The organism is Actinomadura sp. NPDC048021, from assembly GCF_040653135.1.
In the GTDB taxonomy this organism is placed as follows: domain Bacteria; phylum Actinomycetota; class Actinomycetes; order Streptosporangiales; family Streptosporangiaceae; genus Spirillospora; species Spirillospora verrucosospora.
This window is the reverse complement of the sequence record NZ_JBEZJQ010000031.1, coordinates 69,418-88,660: the sequence shown is the minus strand read 5'-3', so window position 1 is coordinate 88,660 and position 19,243 is coordinate 69,418. Positions and strand designations below refer to the sequence as shown.

Sequence of the window (19,243 nt, the reverse complement as noted above, 5' to 3'; positions counted from 1 at the left end):
AAATACGGCCGGGCGCCGTCCCGAAGAGAGGGAGTCCGCGATGATTCCGCTGTTCAAGGTCGCGATGGCGCCGGACGCGCTCGGCCGGATCTCCGAGGTGCTCGACAGCGGCCGCCTGGAGCACGGACCCAAGGTGGCCGAGTTCGAGAAGGCCCTGGCGCTGCGCCTCGGCAACCCGCGCGTCCTCGCGGTCAACTGCGGCACCTCCGGTCTCCACCTCGCGCTCAGCATGGTGGCCGACCCCGACCGGTTCCCCGCGACGGCCCAGCCCTCCGGCGGCGCCGGCGGGCCGGGCGAGGTGCTGAGCACGCCGCTGACCTTCGAGGCGACGAACTGGCCGATCCTGGCCCACGGGCTGCGCGTGCGCTGGGTCGACGTCGATCCGGGCACGCTGACGATCGACCTGGACGACCTCGCCGCGAAGATCTCGCCGGCCACCCGCGCGATCGTCGTCGTCCACTGGCTGGGCTACCCGGTGGACCTGAACCGGCTGCGCGAGATCGTCGACCGGGCCGAGGAGGCCCACGGGTTCCGCCCCGTGGTGATCGAGGACTGCGCGCAGGCGTGGGGCGCGACCTACCGGGGGGCGCCGCTCGGGAACCACGGGAACGTCTGCGTGTACAGCTTCGGCGCCATCAAGATCCTCACCGCCGGGAGCGGGGGGCTGATCGTGCTCCCCGACGACGACCTGCACCGGCGGGCCCGGCTGCGCCGCTGGCTCGGCATCGAGCGGCAGGCCGACCGGGTGCACGGCGACTACGACGTCGCCGAGTGGGGCTACCGCTTCCCGATGAACGACATCTCCGCCGCGATCGGGCTGTCCAATCTGGAGATCGTCGACGGGCTGCTCGCGCGGACGCGCCGGAACGCCGCCTTCTACGACAAGGAGCTGTCGGGGATCGCGGGCGTCGAGCACACCGAGCGGGCCGACGACCGGGAGCCCTCGTTCTGGGCGTACCCGCTGAAGGTGGCGGACCGCACGTCCTTCATGCGGAAGATGGCCGACGCCGGGATCATGACGAGCGTCATCTCCCGGCGCAACGACGCCCACAGCTGCGTCGCCGCGGCCCGGGAGGAGCTGCCGGGCCTGGACGGCGTGCACGACCGCGTGGTCTACGTTCCCGTCGGCTGGTGGCTGTCGGAGGAGGAGCGCGCCCACATCGCGGACACGATCAGGTCGGGCTGGTGACCGCCGCGGCCGCGGCGGGCCGGGCCGGGCGGGAGGCCTAGCCTCCCGCCAGCGGCGGAATGATCTCGACGCGGCTGCCGGGCGCCAGCTCGACGTCGTCCGGCGGCGTCGTGCGGGGCACCTGCTCGCCGTCGACGAGGAACAGGTGGTAGGGCAGCAGGTCGCCGGCGGGGGAGTAGAGCCGGTAGCCGGCCTCCGGGTGCGAGCGCACGAACGTCCGCAGGAGCTCGCTCAGGTTGGCCGCGGGCAGCTCCGAGCGCACCTTGCCGGAGGTCACGTTGTGCCAGCTGCCGGGGACGATGAGGTGGGGCATGGGGCATCCTCACAGGTCGCGGACGCATCGGAAACCACTGGCGAAGCAGGCCCATCCGGTGGGGTCGCCGTGCAGGCGCTCGCTGGTGCGGGCCTGGAAGCGCAGGTTCATCCAGGAGCCGCCGCGGATGACGCGGAACCGGCCCATCACGCTCAGCAGCGACTCGTCGCAGTCGGGGGACGGGCCGTAGAGCCGGCTCGGCGAGGCCGTCCACTCGTAGACGTTGCCCGCCATGTCCGCCACCCCGTAGGGGCTGTCGCCGTGCGGGCTGAAACTGCCGACCGGGGTGGTCAGGGGGATCGGGCCCTGGTCGCTCTGGAGCTCCTTCCACCACGCGCGCCATTCGGCGGCGCTGCGGGCGGCGTCGCCCAGCCGCAGTTCGGTGGTGTTGGTCCACTCGCGGGACCACTCGTCGCCCCACGGCCACAGCCGGTACCCGGGGCCGCGCGCGGCCAGCTCCCACTCCGCCTCCGTCGGCAGCCGTGCGCCCGCCCACGCGGCGAAGGCCTCGGCGTCCTCGACCGCGATGTGGACGGCGGGGTGGTCGTCCGGCGGGACGTACCCGGAGTCCCGCCCCGCCGGACGGCGCCAGGACGCGCCGGGCGTGCTCTGCCAGTAGTCGGCGCCGTAGACCAGGCTCCAGCCGCGGCGCTCGGCGACTGTCCGGTACCCGGTGGCCTCCACGAAGGCCGCGTACCGGCCGGAGGTGACCGGGTGGCGGTCGATCAGGAACGGCGCGACCTCCACGAGCGTCTGCGGGGTCTCGTCGCGGAACCAGGGCGTGGGGAAGGGCTGGTCCTGCTCGGCCAGCCAGTCGAGCACCCACTCGGGCGATCCGAGCCGGAAGGACGCTCCCTCGATGAGGACCGCCTCCCCGGCCGAAGCCCCGCCGCGCAACGCCGCCTCGTGGTCTGCCACAGCGCCATCCCGTAGATCAGGGTTCTCGTCGAGCAGAAACTATATAAACATATAGCACTTGGGCGCCGCTCGCGTCACGGCTCACCGCCCGATCCCGCGGTAGCCGAACCCGAGGTCGCGGAGCCGCTGGATCGTCTCCGCCGGATAGTGCATGCGCCCGTCGAAGACCAGGCACGGCATCGCGACCAGCCGCCGCAGCCTCTCCAGGTCGATGCCGTGGAACCCCCGGTGCCCGGCGAGGAAGGCGACGGAGTCGGCGCCCTCGACCGCCTGGTCGAGGTCGTCGGCGGGGGAGCCGCCCACCTCCGCCCGGATCCGCTCCCGGTCGGCGAGGGGGTCGAAGACCCGGACCTCCGCGCCGGCCGCCTGGAGGGCCCGGACCACCCCCCTCGCCGGGGTGTTGCGCAGGTCGCCGGTGTCGTTCTTGAAGGCGGCGCCGAGGACGGCGATCCTCGCCGACGCCAGGTCCTTGCCCAACTTGGCCAGGCCGTCCCTGATGACCTCGTAGGCGTATTCGGGCATGGCGTCGTTGACGTGCCGCGCCGTCTCCACCGTCCGCAGCCGGACGCCCCGGTCGCGGGCGGTGCGCCAGGTCATCCAGGGGTCCTTGGTCAGGCACGGTCCGCCGACGCCCGTGCCGGGCCGCAGGATGTTGACCCGCCCGTCCCCCTTCGGGAGCGAGTTCGCCGCGGCGATCACCTCCATCACGTCGACCTCGAACAGCGCGCAGAACCGGGCGAGCTCGTTGGCCATCGCGACGTTCGCGTCGATCCACCAGTTACCGGCCAGTTTGACGATCTCGGCGATGTCGGCCGTGGGCACGATCCGGACGGGCACGCCCAGCGCCGCCTTCCAGAACCGCGCCGCCGCCGCCGTGACGCCGGGGCCGCACCCGCCGACGACGACCGCCAGTTCGCGCAGCTGGGCCAGCGCGTCCCCCTCGGCCAGCCGCTCCGGGCAGTAGGCGAGTCCGAAGTCCCGGCCCTCGGCCAGGCCGCCGCTCTCCAGCAGCGGAACGACCAGCGTGCGCGTGGTCCCGGGGGCGACGGTGCTCTTCAGGATGACCAGCTGGCCGGCGCGCAGCCGGGGCGCGAGCTGCCGGCACGCCTCCTCCAGCTGCGCGGTCACCAGGGCGCCGTTCCCGTCGACGGGCGTGCCGACCGTGATGAGCACGACGTCGGCGTCCGCCAGGACGTCGTAGTCGGTCGTGCACGCCAGCCGCCCGCTCGCGACCAGCGGGGCCAGCGCCTCGGCGAGTCCGGGCTCGGGGATCGCGCACCGGCCGGCCCGCAGCCCGGCGATCATCGGCGCGTCGCTGTCGACGCCGACGACGGTCATGCCGCGCTCGGCGAGCGCCGTCCCGAGGCACGTGCCGATGTAGCCGAACCCCAGGATCGCGATCCGCGGGCTCGGAGAATCTGACAAGAATTCCATGGCCGCCTTCCTCGCCGTTCTCCGCGCCTTCGGCGCTGCCGGGCATAGTTACAATATATTACTGAAGTGATGATGTCCCGGGCTGGCCTGCGAGAGCACCGGTACGCACGGGCGCCGACTGCCTGTTCTCCGGGGCGCTTCCGGGCGTGGTCGTTGGAGTCGTCCGATCACTTGCTATATGATAGTTAAGTGAGTGACCTCGCGCTCGTGACCTCCGGAACGGGAGATGGTGACCGAGGAACGCCCCGCCGGCGTCGACCTGTCCTCGCTGGCACAGCGCCATGCCGACCAGTGGGCCCCCGCGGGCGGGCGCGGCCCCTCGATCGCCCGGCTGGCCCGGACCGCCGTCCGGCTGGACGAGGACTACTGCCGGGCCGTGGCGGCGTACTACGACCGCGCGCCGCTGCGCGGCGGCGACGCGGAGCTGCGCCGGCGCTACGACCGGTTGAAGCGCCAGAACCTCCGGCAGTTCCGGTCGATCGTCGAGGCGGGCATCGAGATCGCCCCGTGGCTCGGAGAGGGGCAGCCGTACAGGGGATCACGAGACCTGCGCGAGAGCGTGCACCGGACCGGGCGGCTCCACGTCTACCTGACCAGCGCGGGCCACGGGCCGTCGCCGGCCGCCGGCGACCACCCGCTGTCCGGGCCGTCGGGCATCGTGGTCGACGGGGTGGAGTTCTGCCACAACGACCTGTTCCGGGCCGTGCACGACATCTTCGGGCACGTGATGCTCGGCAACGGGTTCGGCCCCAGGGGCGAGTTCCTCGCGGCCTTCTGCCACATGCACACGTACTCGCGGGACGTGCATCCGATCCTGTTCACCGAGCAGATCGGTCAGATCTGCTGGTTCTTCTACGGCCCGCACCTCCTGGACGGCGCGGGCAGGCTGCCGGGACCCGGCGAACCCGGCCACGTGCCGCCGGCCCGCCGCCCGTACCCGGAGCAGAAGGTCTTCGCGTTCCCGGTGCGATTCCTCGACGCGTTCACGAGCCTTTTCCAGCTTGAGAGGAGTCCGGATGACTGACCTGATGCCGCAAGCGGGGGGACCTCCCGTACGGTTCGCGGACCAGGATCTCCTTCCCAGATCCATCAGGGACGACTTCCCGATCCTGGCGACCGCGCAGGGCGGCGGCGGGCCGCTGGTCTACCTGGACAACGCCGCGACGGCGCAGAAGCCGCGGGCGGTCCTCGACGCGATCGTCGACTACTACTCGACGGCGAACAGCAACGTGGGCCGCGGGTACTACCGGCTGAGCATGGCCTCCACCGACCGCTACGAGGAGGCGCGCGAGACCGTGCGGCAGGCGCTCGGCGCCGAGCACGCCGACGAGATCGTGTTCACCCGGGGCACCACGGACGCGGTGAACATGATCGCGGACGGCTTCGGCGCCGGGCTCGTCGGCCGGGGGGACCAGGTCGTCGTCACCGGCATGGAGCACAACTCCAACCTGCTGCCGTGGCGGCGGCTCTGCGAGCGGGCGGGGGCGGAGCTGGTCGTGGCCCCCGTGGACGAGCGGGGCGCCGTCGACGCCGCGGCCTTCGCCGCCGTCCTCGGGCCCCGCGTCCGGATCGCCGCCGTCGCCCACGTGTCCAACGTGCTGGGCACCGTCAACCCGGTGCGCGCGATGATCGCCGAGGCGCACCGGCGCGGTGTCCCGGTCGTCGTGGACGGAGCCCAGGCGGTGCCGCACGCGCCGGTGGACGTGCGCGGTCTCGACGCCGACTTCTACTGCTTCTCGGGGCACAAGGCCTACGGCCCGATGGGCACCGGGGTGCTGTACGGCAGGCGGGACCTGCTCGCGGAGCTGCCGCCGTACCAGGTCGGCGGGGGGACGGTGAAGGGGGTGAGCCACACCGAGCCCGTCCGCTACGTCCCCGTGCCCGCCCGGTTCGAGGCGGGCACCCCGAACGTCGCGGGAGCCGTCGGCCTGGCCGCCGCGCTCCGGTATCTCCGCGATCTCGGCTGGGACGCCGTGCGGCGGCATGACGAGGCCCTGGTGCGGTACGCGGTCGAGTCGCTGCGGCGGATCGACGGCGTGCGGGTCGTCGGCGACCCGGCCGCGGCCCCGAGCGGGATCGTGTCCTTCGTCGTCGACGGCATCCACCCCTACGACGTCGGCGGGCATCTGGACCGCCACGGTGTGGCCGTGCGGAGCGGCGTGCACTGCGCCAGCACCTTCCTGGACGAGATGGGCCTGCTCGGGACCGTGCGGATGTCGTTCGCCGTCTACAACACCGTCGACGAGATCGACGTCGTGGCCGGCGCCCTGCGCTCGGTGCGGCCGGGCACCTGGACCGCCGACCACCCGACCACGCGTTTCCTGTGACATGCGCTTCGACACAAGGCTGGTCCACCTCGGCCAGGAATCCGACGGCGTCACCGGGGACGTGGTGCCGCCCGTCCATGTCGCGGCCACGTTCGAGCGGCGGGTCCAGGACCCGTTGCGCTACTTCTACTCGCGCGGCGAGAACCCGACGCGGGAGGCCCTCGAACGCTGCCTCGCCGGACTGGAGGACGCGCGCTTCGCCCTCGCCTTCGCCTCCGGGCAGGCGGCGGGGACCACGGCGCTGTCCCTGCTGCGCGCCGGCCGGAGGCTGATCGCCTCGGACGACGTGTACGGCGGCACCCGGTCGCTGTTCGCGCTGCTCGGCCGGCACGGCATCGCCGTGGACCACGTCGACCTCACCGACGCGCGCGCGCTCGACGCCGCGCTCGGCGACGACGTGGACATGATCTGGGTGGAGGCGCCGACCAACCCGCTCCTGAAGGTCGCCGACCTCGCGGTGGTGTGCGAGCGGGCCCGGCGGGCCGGCGCCCGCGTGGTGGTGGACAACACCCTCGCCGGCCCGGCGCTGCAGCGGCCGCTGCGGTTCGGCGCCGACATCACCCTGTACAGCACCACCAAGTCGATCGCCGGCCACTCCGACGTCATCGGCGGCGCCCTGGTCTACGACGACGAGGACCTGCACCGCGAGCTGTCGTCCCACCGCACCACCACGGGGAGCGTGCCCGGCGGCTTCGACTGCTTCCTGGTGCACCGCGGGCTCAAGACGCTCTCGCTGCGCACGGCCCGGCAGGTCGCCAACGCGGAGGAGATCGCCGCCGCGCTGCGCGGGTGCGCGCGGGTGGGCGCCGTCCACTATCCGGGGCTGCCCGAGCATCCGCAGCACGAGGTGGCGGCCCGGCAGATGTCGGCGCCCGGGTCGATCCTGAGCTTCGAGTACCTCGGCGAGCCGGAGAAGCTCCTGGACCGGGTGCGGCTGTACGCGTGCGCGGTCAGCCTCGGCGGCGTGCGCTCGCTCATCGAGTGCCCCGCCATGATGACGCACGCCTCCGTCCCCCGCGAGGTCCGGGGGCGGCTGGGCGTCTCGGACAACCTCATTCGGGTGTCGGCGGGCATCGAGGACCCCGCCGACCTGGTGCGGGACCTGATGGACGCGCTCTGAACTGCGGAGGGATGGACACATGAACGACCTATCCGGGGCACGCCGGTCCGGAGGCGGCGGGCCCCTGTGGCTGGACGGCGCGACCGCGACCGAGCTGCAGCGCGCCGGCATGAGCGTCGACGGCCCGTGGTGGACCAACCGGGCCATGAACACCGAGGCGGACCGCACGCGGCTGCGCGGGATCCACCAGGGCTACCTGGGCGCCGGAGCGCAGGTGATCACCGCCAACACCTTCCGGTGCAACCTGCGGGCGCTCAGCCGCCTCGGCCTCTTCGACGCCGGCCTGGCCTGGATGGTGCACGCCGCCGTGGGCGTGGCCCAGTCGGCGGTCCGCGCCGTCCAGGACGGGCGGGCGGACGGGCCGCAGGACGCGGACCGCCCCCTGGTCGCGGGGTCGGTGGGGCCGGTCGAGGACTGCTACCGGCCCGACCTGGTCCCGCCCGACGACGAGTTGCGGGACGAGCACCGCTGGCTGGCGACGGAGCTGATGCGGGTGGGCGTGGACCTCGTGCTGGTCGAGACGATGAACTCCGAGCGCGAGGCGCGCATCGCGCTGGAGGAGGTGCGGCGGGCGGGCGCCCGCGCCTGGGTCGGCTTCGTGTGCGACGCCGACGCCCGGCTGCTGTCGGGGGAGAAGCTGGCCGAGGCGGCCGCCGCCGCCGAACAGGACGGCGCCGAGGCCGTGCTCGTCAACTGTACCGCTCCCGCCGACAGCGAGACGGCGCTGCGGGCGCTGCGGGACGCCTGCTCGGGCCCGATCGGCGTCTACCCCAACATCGAGGACCGCGGCGGCATCCCCCGTTCGGCGCACGTCGACCGGCACGTCCCCGCCGCGATGGGGCCCGAGGAGTTCGCCGATCTGGTCGCCCGCTGGGACGCGGAGTTCTCCCTGGACGTGGTCGGCGGCTGCTGCGGCACGACGCCGGACCATCTGGCCGCGGCCCGCGACCGGCTGCTCCGGAGCGGGCGGTGAGGGTCCGCGGCGCCCGCCGCCGGGCGCGGACCGGCTCATGAGGATCCTCGTGACCGGCGGCGCCGGGTTCGTCGGGTCCCACTACGTGCGCCGGCTCCTCGGGCCCGAACGGGCCGGGGGCGGCGCGCACCAGGTCACCGTCCTGGACAAGCTCACCTACGCCGGCAACCCGGCCAACCTCGACCCGGTGCGCCGCGCGCCGGGCTTCGCCTTCGTCCACGGGGACGTCGCGGACGCCGCGGTGGTCGACGACCTCGTCGCCGCCCACGACGCGATCGTCCACTTCGCCGCGGAGTCCCACGTCGACCGGTCGATCCGGTGCGCGCAGGACTTCGTCGTCACCAACGTCCTCGGCACGCAGACGCTGCTGGAGGCGGCGCGGCGCCACGGCACCGCCCCGTTCGTGCACGTGTCGACCGACGAGGTCTACGGGCCGATCGGGACGGGGCGGTGGAGCGAGCGGGACCCGCTGTCGCCGGGGAACCCGTACGCGGCGTCCAAGGCCGCGGCCGACCTCGTCGTGCTCGCCTGCCACCGGACCTTCGGGATGGACGTCCGGATCACCCGGGGCTGCAACACCTACGGCCCGTACCAGTTCCCCGAGAAGATCGTCCCGCTGTTCGTCACCGAGCTGCTCGACGGGGGGAAGGCGCCGCTGTACGGCGACGGGCTCCACGTCCGCGAGTGGCTGCACGTCGACGACCACTGCCGCGCCGTGCACCTGGCGCTGACGAAGGGCCGGGCGGGCGAGGTCTACAACGTCGGCGGCGTTCCGCTGACCAACCGCGAGCTGACCGGGCGGCTGCTCGCCCAGTGCGGCGCGGGCTGGGACGCGGTGTCGTACGTGGAGGACCGCAGGGGCCACGACCGCCGGTACGCGATGGACTGCACGAAGATCGCGGCGGAGCTCGGGTTCCGGCCGCGCCGGGACCTCGCCGCGGGCCTCGCGGAGACCGTCGCCTGGTACCGGGACAACCGCGAATGGTGGGAGCCGCTCACGATGCACGTGCCGCGGGACGTGGAGGTGAACTCGTGACGGCCGCGGACATCGACCCCGTCGCCGTCAAGCAGGGGCAGCGGGCCTCCTGGGACGCCCTCAGCGCGAACTGGGCGGCGGCGCAGGAGAGGTTCGAGCTCGGAGCCGCCGCGGTGACGCGGCGGCTGCTCGACCTCGGCGGCGTGCGGGAGGGCCAGGCGGTCCTCGACGTCGGGACCGGCCACGGGGAGCCCGCCCTGACGGCGGCCCGTCGGGTGGGGCCCACCGGGAGGGTGACCGGAGTGGACATCTCCCCGGCGATGCTCGACCTGGCCAGGCGCCGGGCCGAGGGCACGCCGAACCTCGTGTTCGCCGAGGCGGACGTGGAGTCCATCGACCTGCCGGCGGGCTCGTTCGACGTCGTGCTCAGCCGCTGGGGGCTGATGTTCGCGGTGGACCGCGTCGCCGCCTTCCGCGGCCTCGCCCGGCTCCTGGCCCCCGGGGGCGTGCTCGCCGCGGCGGTGTGGGGCGAGGCGCCGAGCGCGCCGGCGATCTCGCTGGGCTTCCGGGTGCTGAGCGAGCGGCTCGAACTGCCGCCCCCGCCGCCCGGAACGCCGGGCCCGTTCAGCATGGCCGACCCGGAGCGCCTCGCCGCCGAGGTGGCCGCGGCGGGGTTCGCCGACGTGTCGGTGACCGAGTTCGTCGTGCGGTTCCCGTTCGACTCCGTCGAGCAGTGCGTCGCGTTCACCAAGGCCGTGACGCCGCCGATGCTGCTGCGGAAGCTCGCGGAGCGCTTCGGCTCCGCGGACGACCCGGGCACGTGGCGGGCCTTCGCCGACGCCACCGGGCCCTACCGCTCCGGCGGCGAGGCGTTCACGCTGCCGTCGACGGCGCTGATCGTCCGGGCCGTCGCGCCCGCCCGGGACTAGCCCGCCGGCCCCGCGCCGGGGCCGGCGGCGTCACGGTGCGGGCGGCGGGCACCGGCGGGGCAGCACGACCCTGCCGGGGGCGTGCTCGAAGGTCGACATCACCAGCCACTCGTCCAGCTCGGGGTCGTACAGGTTCTGGAGGCCGAACTGCAGCACCTGCCAGAAGGTCGTCGGGTCGCGCTGGTCGACGTAGACGTCGCCGAGCGCGATCGGGAACCTGAGGTAGTTCCCCGGAGGCAGCTGCGGAGCGACGACGCCGACCCGCCAGTGGTCGACGTGCCGCTGCGGCCTGCGCTGAAGGATCTCCCGCCCGACGAACCGCGCCGTCGCGAGTTTGCGGTTGAGGACGCCGAGGTCGAATCCCGGAATCCGCGAGCACCGGTGGTCGCGGAGACCGGGCCATTTGTAGGTCAGGGTGTAGAGGGAATTCTTGTAGATGAGGTTCGTGAACCAGATCGGGTATCGCGGACCGCCCGCGATCATCTGGCTGTTCCCGCCGCTCCCCGTCCAGGTGAACGGGACCGTGATGCCGAGATCCCGGACGATCCATTTCCCCGTCCCGCGGAAGTCCCGCGGGAGTCGGGGCGGCGAAGGCGTGTGCGGGCCGGCCTGCTCCGCGGTCGTCGCATCGCCCGGCGGCCGGGGTCCGATCGGGGAGGCGGCCCGGGCGGGCCCCACGGCCGCCGGGGCCATGGCGACCGATCCGGCGAGCACCCCCAGCGCGGCCGTCCGGCGCGAACGTGTCCAGTTCATGATTCTCCCGGCGCCGCGTCGCGCGCGGGTTCCGGCGCGGCATGTCGAACGCGGCGATCATTTTGCTCCCTCCCCGGCAGCGGAGGAGCGAAGACCACAGTCAGGTCAGGGTCTGTTCCCGACCCGGTGAGGGCGCGGGCGGCGGGCGGTGGCCGGGCCCGGTCAACCGGCCGGGCGGTCGCGGCGGGCGTGGCCGCCCGGCAACGATCGGGCGCCTGACATGGGATTTTCGAGGAAACGGCGGTGTCAAGGGCGAAGACCGCCGCACGGCGACACTTCGTAAATGTGGTGATTCGCCATAGGTGAGTGGTGAAAGCGCTGCTTGTCTCTAGATCGGCCGGATGTCCCCTCCGGCCGATTCCCGAGACCGGGCCCGTCGGCCCGCCTCCAGGAGGCAATGGTGCCCAGGACGCGCTGGACCGCCCTGACCGCTCTGGCGGCCACCGGAACACTCCTCACCGCCGGCCTCGCGGTCCCCGGACGGGCCGAGCCGCCGCCTCCCCGCCCGCGGCCGCCGGGAGAGCACACCGAGCCGGCCGACAAGGACGCGCGGCCCGGGCGGCTGGCCCCGACGAGCCGCCAGGTGGGCGCCGCCCGCGGCGTGACCGTGCGGTGGAACAGGCTCGGCACGCCCGCCTCGGTGACCGATGCCGGGCCCCTGGCCGGCGGGCTGCCCGGGGATCCGGAGAAGGCCGCCCGCGCGTACCTGACCGGGCACCGGGACCTGTTCGGCCTCGACGCCGCCGCCGTCGGCGCGCTGGAGAAGGTCGCCGTCAACCCGGTCGGCGACGGCGCGGCCGTGCTGCTGCGCCAGCGGTTCGGCGGCCTTCCCGCCGGCCACGACGGCCTGGTGGCGGTCGGCGTGACCCGCGGCGAGGTCGTCTCGGTCACCTCGACCCTCTCCCGGGACGTCGCCGCCCCGGCGCCCGCCACGCTCTCCCCGCGGGATGCGGTGGCCGCGGCCGGACGGGACGCGGGCATCCCCGCGTCGGCCGGCGACCCCCGCAAGGCGCGGCTCGTCGCGGTGCCCACGGCCGAGGGCGTCCGCAGCGCGTACCAGGTCACGCTCATGGACGCCTCCGGGGCGGAGCCGAAGGCCGTCACCTCCCACGTCGACGCCCGGACGGGCTCGGTGCTCGTGCGGGAGAACCTCGTCGACCACGACAGCGACGACCCGCGCTGGGCGGTGTTCCCGGCGACGCCGCCCGGCGACTACTCCTCCCGCGACACCCGGGAGACCTGGTGCTTCGCGCCCGCGGCGGGGTGCCGCACCGTCGGCGGCGACCCCTCCAGCGGACGGCCCTGGGACGTCGACCCGGCGACCGGCGCGTCCAGCGCGACGACCGTGGGCAACGCGGCGAGGTCGTACGAGAACCGCGCGAGCGGCGACCCCTTCACGGTCGGGACCCGCACCAGCGCGCCGAAGCCCGACCGGAACTACACCTACCCGTGGACCAACCAGTGGCACACGGGCAGGTGCGACCCCGCGACGCTGGACAGCCCGCAGGAAGCGGACCTGGAAGCGGCCATGTCCAACCTGTTCGTCCAGCACAACCGGATGCACGACTGGTCGTACCGGCTCGGGTTCACCGAGTCGGCCTGGAACATGCAGGCCGACAACGGTGAGCGCGGCGGGCTCGGCGGCGACCCCGAGCAGGGCAACGCGCAGGCCGGCGCGCGGTTCCCGACCGTCCGCGACAACGCCAACCAGATCACCCCGCCGGACGGGACGCCCGCCATCACCAACATGTACCTGTGGCAGCCGATCGCGGGCTCGTTCTACCCGCCGTGCGTCGACGGCGACTTCGACATGAGCGTCATCGGCCACGAGTACACCCACGCCATCTCCGGCCGCATGATCGCCGGACCGGACGCCGGGTGGAGCGGGCCGCAGGCGGGCGCCATGAACGAGAGCACCTCCGACCTGTTCGCCATGGAGTACCTCAACGAGTACGGGCTGCGCCAGCCCGGACGCACGCCGTACGTCATCGGCGGGTACGTCACCGGAGACCGGCGCGCCGGGATCCGGAACTACGACATGAGCCGGAGCCCGCTGAACTACGCCGACCTCGGATACGACCTCGTGGGCACCCAGGTCCACGCCGACGGCGAGATCTGGACCGCCACCCAGTTCGACCTGCGCCAGGCGTTCGTCCGGAGGTACGGCGAGGGCGGCGCCGCGTCGCAGCGCGGGTGCGCCGACGGGACGGTGCCGGTGGCGAAGTGCCCGGGCAACCGGCGCTGGGCGCAGCTGTCGTTCGACGCGCTGCTGCTCATGGCCAGCGGTGCGGTGAGCTACGTCGACCACCGCGACGCCCTGCTGGCCGCCGACACCCTCCGCTTCGGCGGCAGGGACCACGAGATGATGTGGAAGGTCTTCGCCGAGCACGGCCTCGGGAAGGACGCCGCGAGCAACGGCCCCGCCGACGCCGACCCGACGCCGAGCTTCGCCTCGCCCCTGTCGCGCAACGCCCGCGTCCGGCTGACGCCCCTCGGGGACGCCAGGGGCGGCAAGGTGCGCCTGTACGTGGGCGACTACGAGGCCCGCGCGGTCCCCGTCGCCGACACCGACCCGGCGACCCCGCTCGGCGACACCGTCGCGCTCGCCCCGGGCCGCTACTCCTTCGTCGCGGTGGGCGCGGGCTTCGGGCACCGGCGGTTCACCGCCTCGGTCGGCGCGTCGCAGCGGACCCTGCCGGTGGCGATGTCCCGCAACGAGGCCGCGGGCGCCAACGGCGCGACGGCGACCGGCGACGGCGCGTCCCAGGCCGCGCTGCTCGACGAGACCGAGGCGACGAACTGGCAGTCGGTGACGGCCCCGGTCGCCGGACGCCAGGTGACCGTGGACCTGGCCGGCGACCGCCCGGTCAGGGTCGGCAGGGTGCAGGTGAGCGCGATGCTGCGGCCGTCGGTGGCGGGCGACCCGGAGGGCGCGGGCGGCACGCAGAACCGGTTCACGGCGCTGCGCGCCTTCCGGCTGCTGGCCTGTGACGCCTCCAAGGCCGACTGCGCCCAGAACGCCTCGTACCGCACCGTCTACACCAGCCCGTCCGACGCGTTCCCGGCCGACCGGCCGCGGCCCACGGCGCCGGACCTGATCATGCGCTCGTTCGACCTGCGAAACGTCACCGCGACGCACCTGCGACTGGAGGTGGTCTCCAGCCAGTGCACGGGCGCGCCGGCCTACGCCGGGGAGCAGGACGACGACCCGCGGTCGGCCACCGACTGCGGCACCGCGAGCCCGAGCGCGGGCATCGTGCGGACCGCCGAGCTCCAGGCGTTCGCCCGCTAGGAGAGAGGCCGGACCGAGCGGGGGGCGGAGAGGATCCGCCCCCCGCTTCGCCTTGCAAGGCGGGCCGCCGGGGCCCGCGGCTTTGCCGTGCCTGCCAGAGGCTTGTCTCCGCGTGCCCGATCCCGGGCGGTCCGGTTGACGGAGCGGCGCGGCGCCGCGACCTTCTAAAAGGAAAGTTTCCTTAGAGTTGGCCTCTGGGCCGGCTCCCTCCGCCTTCGGGTACGCCGTACCTCCCCCCGCCAAGGAGACGCAGGATGCCAAGGAAGACCAGCCTCGCCGTGGCCGCCGCCGTGACCGCCGGGCTGCCGCTGGCGCTCGCCGTGCCGGCCTGGTCCCACGGGTACACCACCTCGCCCCCGAGCCGCAGCTACCTGTGCGGGACGCACCAGGTCCGCAACTGCGGCCAGGTCCAGTGGGACCCCGACGGCGTCGAGGGGCCGAAGGGCTTCCCGCAGCGCGGACCGGGCGACGGGAAGATCTGCGCCGGCGCCGACGGGCGCTGGGCGCCGCTCGACGACCCGCGCGGCGGGACCGGGTGGCCCGCCACCAAGGTGACGGCCGGCCAGTCGTTCAGCATCAGCTGGCAGTTCACCGCGGCGCACGCCACCACGTCCTTCCGCTACTTCCTCACCAAGGACGGCTGGGACGCCGCCAAGCCGCTGACCCGCGGCGCTCTGGAGCTCACGCCGTTCCTCCAGCAGAACTACAACGGGCGGCCGCCGTCCGGCCAGACCACCCACACCGGGACGCTCCCGCAGCGGCACGGCCGGCACCTCCTGCTCGCCGTGTGGGACATCGCCGACACCGGCAACGCCTTCTACCAGTGCTCTGACCTCGACTTCGGCTGACCCGCCGGCGGGCGGCCGGCCCGCGGCGGGCACGCCTCCCCGCCGCGGGCCGGCCGGTGTTGTCACCGGGTAACACCCCCGGATACCGTGCTGTCATGACGAGTGCGGCGGGCCTGCCGGGGCCCGGACCACGGCGTGACCCCGGCCGCCGCCGTGCCCTGCTGGAGGCGGCCGACCGGGTCATCCAGCGCGAGGGGCCCGAGGCGTCCATGGCCGCGATCGCCGCGGAGGCGGGGATCAGCAAGCCGATCCTGTACCGCCACTTCGGCGACAAGAGCGGCCTCTACCAGGCGCTGGCCGAGCGGCACACGCGCAAGCTGATCGAGGGCATCCGGGACGAGTTCTCCCGCGGCGACCCGATCCGCGACCGCACCCGCTCCACCATCGACACCTACCTGGCGACGATCTCCAAGAACCTCAACCTCTACCGGTTCCTCATGCACCGGGCGAGCGCCGAGGACACGGCCACGCACAGCGCGATGAGCACCATGATCCGGGACGTGAGCCGGGAGCTGGCCGAGGTGATGATCGCCGAGGGGGAGATGGCGGACCGGACCCGCGCCTACGTGTGGGGCCACGCGATCGTCGGCATGGTGCAGACGGCCGGCGACTGGTGGCTGGACCACGCCGACGACGTGCCGCGCGAGGCCGTCGTCGACGGCCTCGTCGACCTCGTCCTCGGCGGGCTTCCCGCCGCCGCGTCCGAAGCCCGCGGCCCCCGCCCGCCCGACGACCCGCGATCCCCGAGGTGACCGTGCAGACCGACGTGCCGACCGGCGCGCAGCCCCAGGCCCGCCGTGACCCGCGGCCCGTGCCGGACGTGCGGACCGAGCGGCGGCCCTGGGGCCGCTTCGAGCGCTTCACCCTCAACGAGCCGTCCACCGTGAAGATCATTCACGTGGAGCCGGGCCAGCGGCTCAGCCTCCAGCGGCACCGCGACCGCGACGAGCTGTGGGTCGCGCTCGACCCCGGCGCGGTGTTCGAGGTGGCCGGGCGCCGCGTCCTCCCGGAGGTGGGGGAGCGGGTGCTGATCCGCGCGGGGGAGACCCACCGGCTCGGCTCGGACGGCCCGGCCGTGCGCGTCATGGAGATCGCCTTCGGCCGGTTCGACGAGGACGACATCGAGCGCCTCGACGACGCCTACGGCCGCGCCTGACCCTCGCGGCCCCCGCCCTCCGGCGCCCGTTCCCGCGCGGGCGGGGCCGTCGTTCCGGCGCCGTCGGCGAAGTGGCAGGCCACCGCCTGGGGCAGCCCGTCCCGCGGGACGAGCGCGGGCGTCTCCCGCTCGCAGACGTCGGCGGCCATGTAGCAGCGGGTCCGGAACCGGCATCCGCTGGGCGGCTCGGCCGCCGACGGCACCTCCCCGCGCAGCACGATCTCACCCGCGTCGTCGCCGGGCCGGTCGCGGACGGACGGCGCCGCCGACAGCAGCGCCCGCGTGTAGGGGTGCTGCGGGTCGCCGAACACCTCGGCGGCCGGCCCCCGCTCGACGATCGTGCCGAGGTACATGACGGCGACGTCGTGGGCGATGTGCCGGACGACGTCCAGGTCGTGGGAGATGAACAGGTACGCCACGCCCAGCTCGGACTGCAGGTCCGCCAGCAGGTTGAGGATCTGCGCGCGGACCGACACGTCCAGCGCGGACACCGCCTCGTCGCACACCAGGAGCTTCGGCCGCAGCGCCAGGGCGCGGGCGATCGCGACGCGCTGGCACTGGCCGCCCGACAACTGGTGCAGGTGCCGGGGGCCGTGCTCGGGGGCGAGGCCCACGAGGTCGAGGAGCCGGGCGACCTCGGCGTCCTCCCGGTCGCGCGGCACGATCCCCGGGTGGACGCGCCAGCCCTCGGCGACGACGTCGGCGACGGTCATCCTCGGGTTCAGCGACGTGTAGGGGTCCTGGAACACCATCTGCAGGTCGCGGCTCATGCGGCGGCGCCGGCGGGGCGGGACGGACGCCAGGTCCGCGCCCGCGAACTCGATCGACCCGGCGAACGCCGGGCGCAGCCCCACCACGGCCCGCGCCAGCGTCGACTTGCCGCAGCCCGACTCGCCGACGACGCCCAGCGTCCGCCCGGCCCGCACCGTCAGGTCGAGCCCGGCGACGACGGGCACCCGCCGCCGTCCGAACCCGTGGCGGCCGGGGCGCTCGTACCCCGCCTCCAGGCCGCTGACCCTGAGCACGACCTCGGTGTCCTGCGCGGTGGCCGTCATCGGGGCTCCTCGCTGTGCTGGGAGGCGACGACCTCCGCGGAGTGGTGGCAGGCGACGGCGCGGTCGCCGTCCCCGGTGAGCGGCGGGTCCTCGGTGCGGCACCGGTCGGTCGCGAACGGGCAGCGCGGGTGGAACGCGCAGCCGCCGGGACGGTGCCGCGGGTCCGGCGGGACGCCGTCGATCGGCTTGAGGCGGCCGCCGGACCCGGCGTCCGGCACGGCCTCCAGCAGGCCGAGCGTGTACGGGTGGGCGGGGCGGGTGTAGACGGCGTCCAGCGGGCCCCGCTCCACGATCCGCCCGGCGTACATCACCGCGACGTCCTGCGCGACCCGCGCCACCACGCCGAGGTCGTGCGAGACCAGCAGCGTCGCGAGGTCGGCCTCGCGCTGCCGCCGCGCGAGCAGCCGCAGGATCTGCGCCTGCACCGTGACGTCGAGCGCGGTGGTCGGCTCGTCGGCCAGCAGCACCGACGGGCCGAGCGCCAGCGCCATCGCGATCACCGCGCGCTGCCGCATGCCGCCGGAGAACTCGTGCGGGTGGTCGCCGTAGCGGGACTCGGCGGAGGCGATGCCGACCTCGCGCATCAGCGCGACCGCCCGCTCCCGGGCCTCCCGCCGGCCGAGGCCGAGGCGCCGCCGGAAGGGCTCGGCGATCTGCGGGCCGACGGCGAAGCCGGGGTTCAGCGCCGCCATCGGGTCCTGGAAGATCATCGCGACGCGGCTGCCGCGGGTCTCGCGCCAGCGCCGGGCCGAGAAGCCGCCCGTGTCCTCGCCCTCCAGGACGACGGACCCGGAGGTGATCTGCGCGCCGGGCGGCAGCAGCCCGATGAGCGCGAGCGAGGTCAGGCTCTTGCCGCTGCCGGACTCGCCGACCAGGGCGAGGACGCGGCCGCGCCGCAGCCGCAGGTCGACGCCCCGCACGACCGGCGTGACCTGCCGGCCGGAGCGGAACCCGATGTGCACGTCGCGCAGCTCCGCGGCCACGTCCCCGGAGGCCGGGGCGTGCGCGTGATCGACGGCTGGAACGGTCATGTGCGCCTCCATGGGATGTGCGCCATCAGATCTGCGAGCGCGGGTCGGACAGGTCGCGGAAGGCGTCGCCCACGAGGCCGACGCCGGTGACGACGGCGGCCAGCGCGATCGCCGGCATCGTGGAGATCCACCAGGCCGAGCCGAGGTAGTCGCGGCCCGCCGAGACGGTCGCGCCCCACGACGCCTGGTCCGGCGGGATGCCGAGGCCGAGGAAGCTCAGCGACGCCTCCGCCACCATGACCAGGCCGATCTGCACGGTCGCGGCGACCAGCAGCGGCTGCCAGCACGACGGCAGCACGTGCCGGAACAGGATCCGCGCGTGCCCCGCGCCGAGCACCCGCGCCGAGTCGACGGACTCCAGGTCCCGGGTCGCGAGCGCGGACGCCCGCACCACCCGGGCGAAGATCACCCAGCGGGTCACCGCCAGCGTGATGACAATGTTGGTGACGCTCGGGCCGAGGACGCCCGCGATGAGGATGGCCAGCAGGATCGACGGGAACGCCAGCTGCACGTCCCCGAACCGGGACAGGACGGCGTCGGTCCAGCCGCCGAAGTAGCCGGACACGAGCCCCGCCACCAGGCCCGCGGCGCCGCCGATGAGCACGGTGGCGGCGCCGACGAGCAGCGACACGCGGCTTCCGGCGAGCAGCGCGGACAGCAGGTCGCGCCCGACCTGGTCGGTGCCGAGCCACGCGACCGACCCGTCCCCGAGCCGGGCGCCCGGCGCCAGCAGCCGGTGCGGCAGGTCGGTCGCGGCCGGGTCGTAGGGCATCAGCAGCGGCCCGAACACGGCCGCCAGGACGAACAGCCCGACGATGGCGAGGCCCGCCCACGCCCGCGCGGGCAGCCTCCTGCGCCGCCGGGCCGCGGGGACCGCGACCGCGGCGGGTGCGATGGCACTCATGCTTCCTCCTTGTGGGGGACGGTCC

At 74.3% G+C, this 19,243-nt stretch carries 18 protein-coding genes; 11 read left to right on the top strand and 7 right to left on the bottom strand.

Annotated features, from left to right (window positions below; translation table 11 throughout):
• Positions 1-40 precede the first annotated feature (40 nt).
• On the top strand, positions 41-1,189 hold the full coding sequence (locus AB0C87_RS36625) for a DegT/DnrJ/EryC1/StrS family aminotransferase (protein ID WP_345182106.1): 1,149 nt from the start codon (positions 41-43) through the stop codon (positions 1,187-1,189).
• 37 nt (positions 1,190-1,226) lie between these two features.
• Here the strand turns inward: AB0C87_RS36625 and AB0C87_RS36620 are convergent, their stop codons facing one another.
• The 3 genes from AB0C87_RS36620 to AB0C87_RS36610 form a co-directional block, all read right to left on the bottom strand.
• Positions 1,227-1,502 carry a MoaD/ThiS family protein gene (locus AB0C87_RS36620; RefSeq protein WP_345182108.1) on the bottom strand — a complete coding sequence of 92 codons (276 nt, stop codon included), beginning with the start codon at positions 1,500-1,502 and terminating at the stop codon, positions 1,227-1,229.
• A 9-nt stretch (positions 1,503-1,511) separates the two neighbouring features.
• Positions 1,512-2,420 (bottom strand): SUMF1/EgtB/PvdO family nonheme iron enzyme, encoded by a 909-nt coding sequence (locus AB0C87_RS36615; protein WP_345182110.1) that lies wholly within the window; start codon positions 2,418-2,420, stop codon positions 1,512-1,514.
• Between the two features lie 81 nt (positions 2,421-2,501).
• Positions 2,502-3,854 carry a nucleotide sugar dehydrogenase gene (locus tag AB0C87_RS36610; protein WP_345182112.1) on the bottom strand — a complete coding sequence of 451 codons (1,353 nt, stop codon included), beginning with the start codon at positions 3,852-3,854 and terminating at the stop codon, positions 2,502-2,504.
• Positions 3,855-4,080: 226 nt separating this feature from the next.
• On the opposite strand from AB0C87_RS36610, the gene AB0C87_RS36605 reads away from it, so the two are divergent.
• From AB0C87_RS36605 to AB0C87_RS36580, 6 genes are read left to right on the top strand one after another with little or no spacing between them, the layout of a single operon-like run.
• The gene (locus AB0C87_RS36605) at positions 4,081-4,878 is read left to right on the top strand and encodes a crotonobetainyl-CoA--carnitine CoA-transferase (RefSeq protein ID WP_360581509.1); all 798 of its coding nucleotides are present in this window, start codon (positions 4,081-4,083) and stop codon (positions 4,876-4,878) included.
• Positions 4,871-6,181: a cysteine desulfurase gene (locus AB0C87_RS36600; protein ID WP_360581508.1), complete on the top strand. Its 1,311-nt coding sequence runs from the start codon at positions 4,871-4,873 to the stop codon at positions 6,179-6,181. Before AB0C87_RS36605 ends, AB0C87_RS36600 begins: the two co-directional genes overlap by 8 nt.
• Before the next feature lies 1 nt (position 6,182).
• Positions 6,183-7,301 carry a PLP-dependent aspartate aminotransferase family protein gene (locus AB0C87_RS36595; protein WP_345182118.1) on the top strand — a complete coding sequence of 373 codons (1,119 nt, stop codon included), beginning with the start codon at positions 6,183-6,185 and terminating at the stop codon, positions 7,299-7,301.
• 19 nt (positions 7,302-7,320) lie between these two features.
• Positions 7,321-8,274, top strand: coding sequence for a homocysteine S-methyltransferase family protein (locus tag AB0C87_RS36590; protein WP_360581507.1), 954 nt, complete (start codon positions 7,321-7,323; stop codon positions 8,272-8,274).
• A 37-nt stretch (positions 8,275-8,311) separates the two neighbouring features.
• Positions 8,312-9,310: a dTDP-glucose 4,6-dehydratase gene (gene rfbB / locus AB0C87_RS36585; RefSeq protein ID WP_345182123.1), complete on the top strand. Its 999-nt coding sequence runs from the start codon at positions 8,312-8,314 to the stop codon at positions 9,308-9,310.
• Positions 9,307-10,179: a class I SAM-dependent methyltransferase gene (locus tag AB0C87_RS36580; RefSeq protein WP_360581506.1), complete on the top strand. Its 873-nt coding sequence runs from the start codon at positions 9,307-9,309 to the stop codon at positions 10,177-10,179. Before rfbB ends, AB0C87_RS36580 begins: the two co-directional genes overlap by 4 nt.
• Positions 10,180-10,209: 30 nt before the next feature.
• Here the strand turns inward: AB0C87_RS36580 and AB0C87_RS36575 are convergent, their stop codons facing one another.
• A complete protein-coding gene (locus tag AB0C87_RS36575) occupies positions 10,210-10,932 on the bottom strand; it encodes a hypothetical protein (RefSeq protein ID WP_360581505.1) in 723 nt (240 codons plus the stop codon).
• 397 nt (positions 10,933-11,329) lie between these two features.
• Between AB0C87_RS36575 and AB0C87_RS36570 the strand changes: the two genes are divergently transcribed.
• The 4 genes from AB0C87_RS36570 to AB0C87_RS36555 all read left to right on the top strand — a co-directional run bounded on the left by AB0C87_RS36570 (position 11,330) and on the right by AB0C87_RS36555 (position 16,228).
• Positions 11,330-14,224 carry a M36 family metallopeptidase gene (locus AB0C87_RS36570; RefSeq protein ID WP_360581504.1) on the top strand — a complete coding sequence of 965 codons (2,895 nt, stop codon included), beginning with the start codon at positions 11,330-11,332 and terminating at the stop codon, positions 14,222-14,224.
• Between the two features lie 254 nt (positions 14,225-14,478).
• Entirely contained in the window at positions 14,479-15,072 is a 594-nt protein-coding gene (locus AB0C87_RS36565) for a lytic polysaccharide monooxygenase (protein WP_345182130.1), read from the top strand.
• Between the two features lie 95 nt (positions 15,073-15,167).
• Complete coding sequence (locus tag AB0C87_RS36560) at positions 15,168-15,824, top strand: TetR family transcriptional regulator (protein ID WP_360581503.1); 657 nt, start codon at positions 15,168-15,170, stop codon at positions 15,822-15,824.
• Positions 15,821-16,228, top strand: coding sequence for a phosphomannose isomerase type II C-terminal cupin domain (locus AB0C87_RS36555; protein ID WP_345182132.1), 408 nt, complete (start codon positions 15,821-15,823; stop codon positions 16,226-16,228). The genes AB0C87_RS36560 and AB0C87_RS36555 overlap by 4 nt, the downstream gene beginning before the upstream one ends.
• On the opposite strand, the gene AB0C87_RS36550 is transcribed toward AB0C87_RS36555, so the two are convergent.
• From AB0C87_RS36550 to AB0C87_RS36540, 3 genes are read right to left on the bottom strand one after another with little or no spacing between them, the layout of a single operon-like run.
• Entirely contained in the window at positions 16,213-17,283 is a 1,071-nt protein-coding gene (locus tag AB0C87_RS36550; RefSeq protein ID WP_345182134.1) for an oligopeptide/dipeptide ABC transporter ATP-binding protein, read from the bottom strand. The two genes, AB0C87_RS36555 and AB0C87_RS36550, sit on opposite strands and share 16 nt — an antisense overlap.
• Positions 17,280-18,314, bottom strand: coding sequence for an ABC transporter ATP-binding protein (locus AB0C87_RS36545; protein ID WP_345182137.1), 1,035 nt, complete (start codon positions 18,312-18,314; stop codon positions 17,280-17,282). Before AB0C87_RS36545 ends, AB0C87_RS36550 begins: the two co-directional genes overlap by 4 nt.
• A 25-nt stretch (positions 18,315-18,339) precedes the next feature.
• A complete protein-coding gene (locus AB0C87_RS36540) occupies positions 18,340-19,218 on the bottom strand; it encodes an ABC transporter permease (protein WP_360581502.1) in 879 nt (292 codons plus the stop codon).
• Between the last annotated feature and the right edge of the window lie 25 nt (positions 19,219-19,243).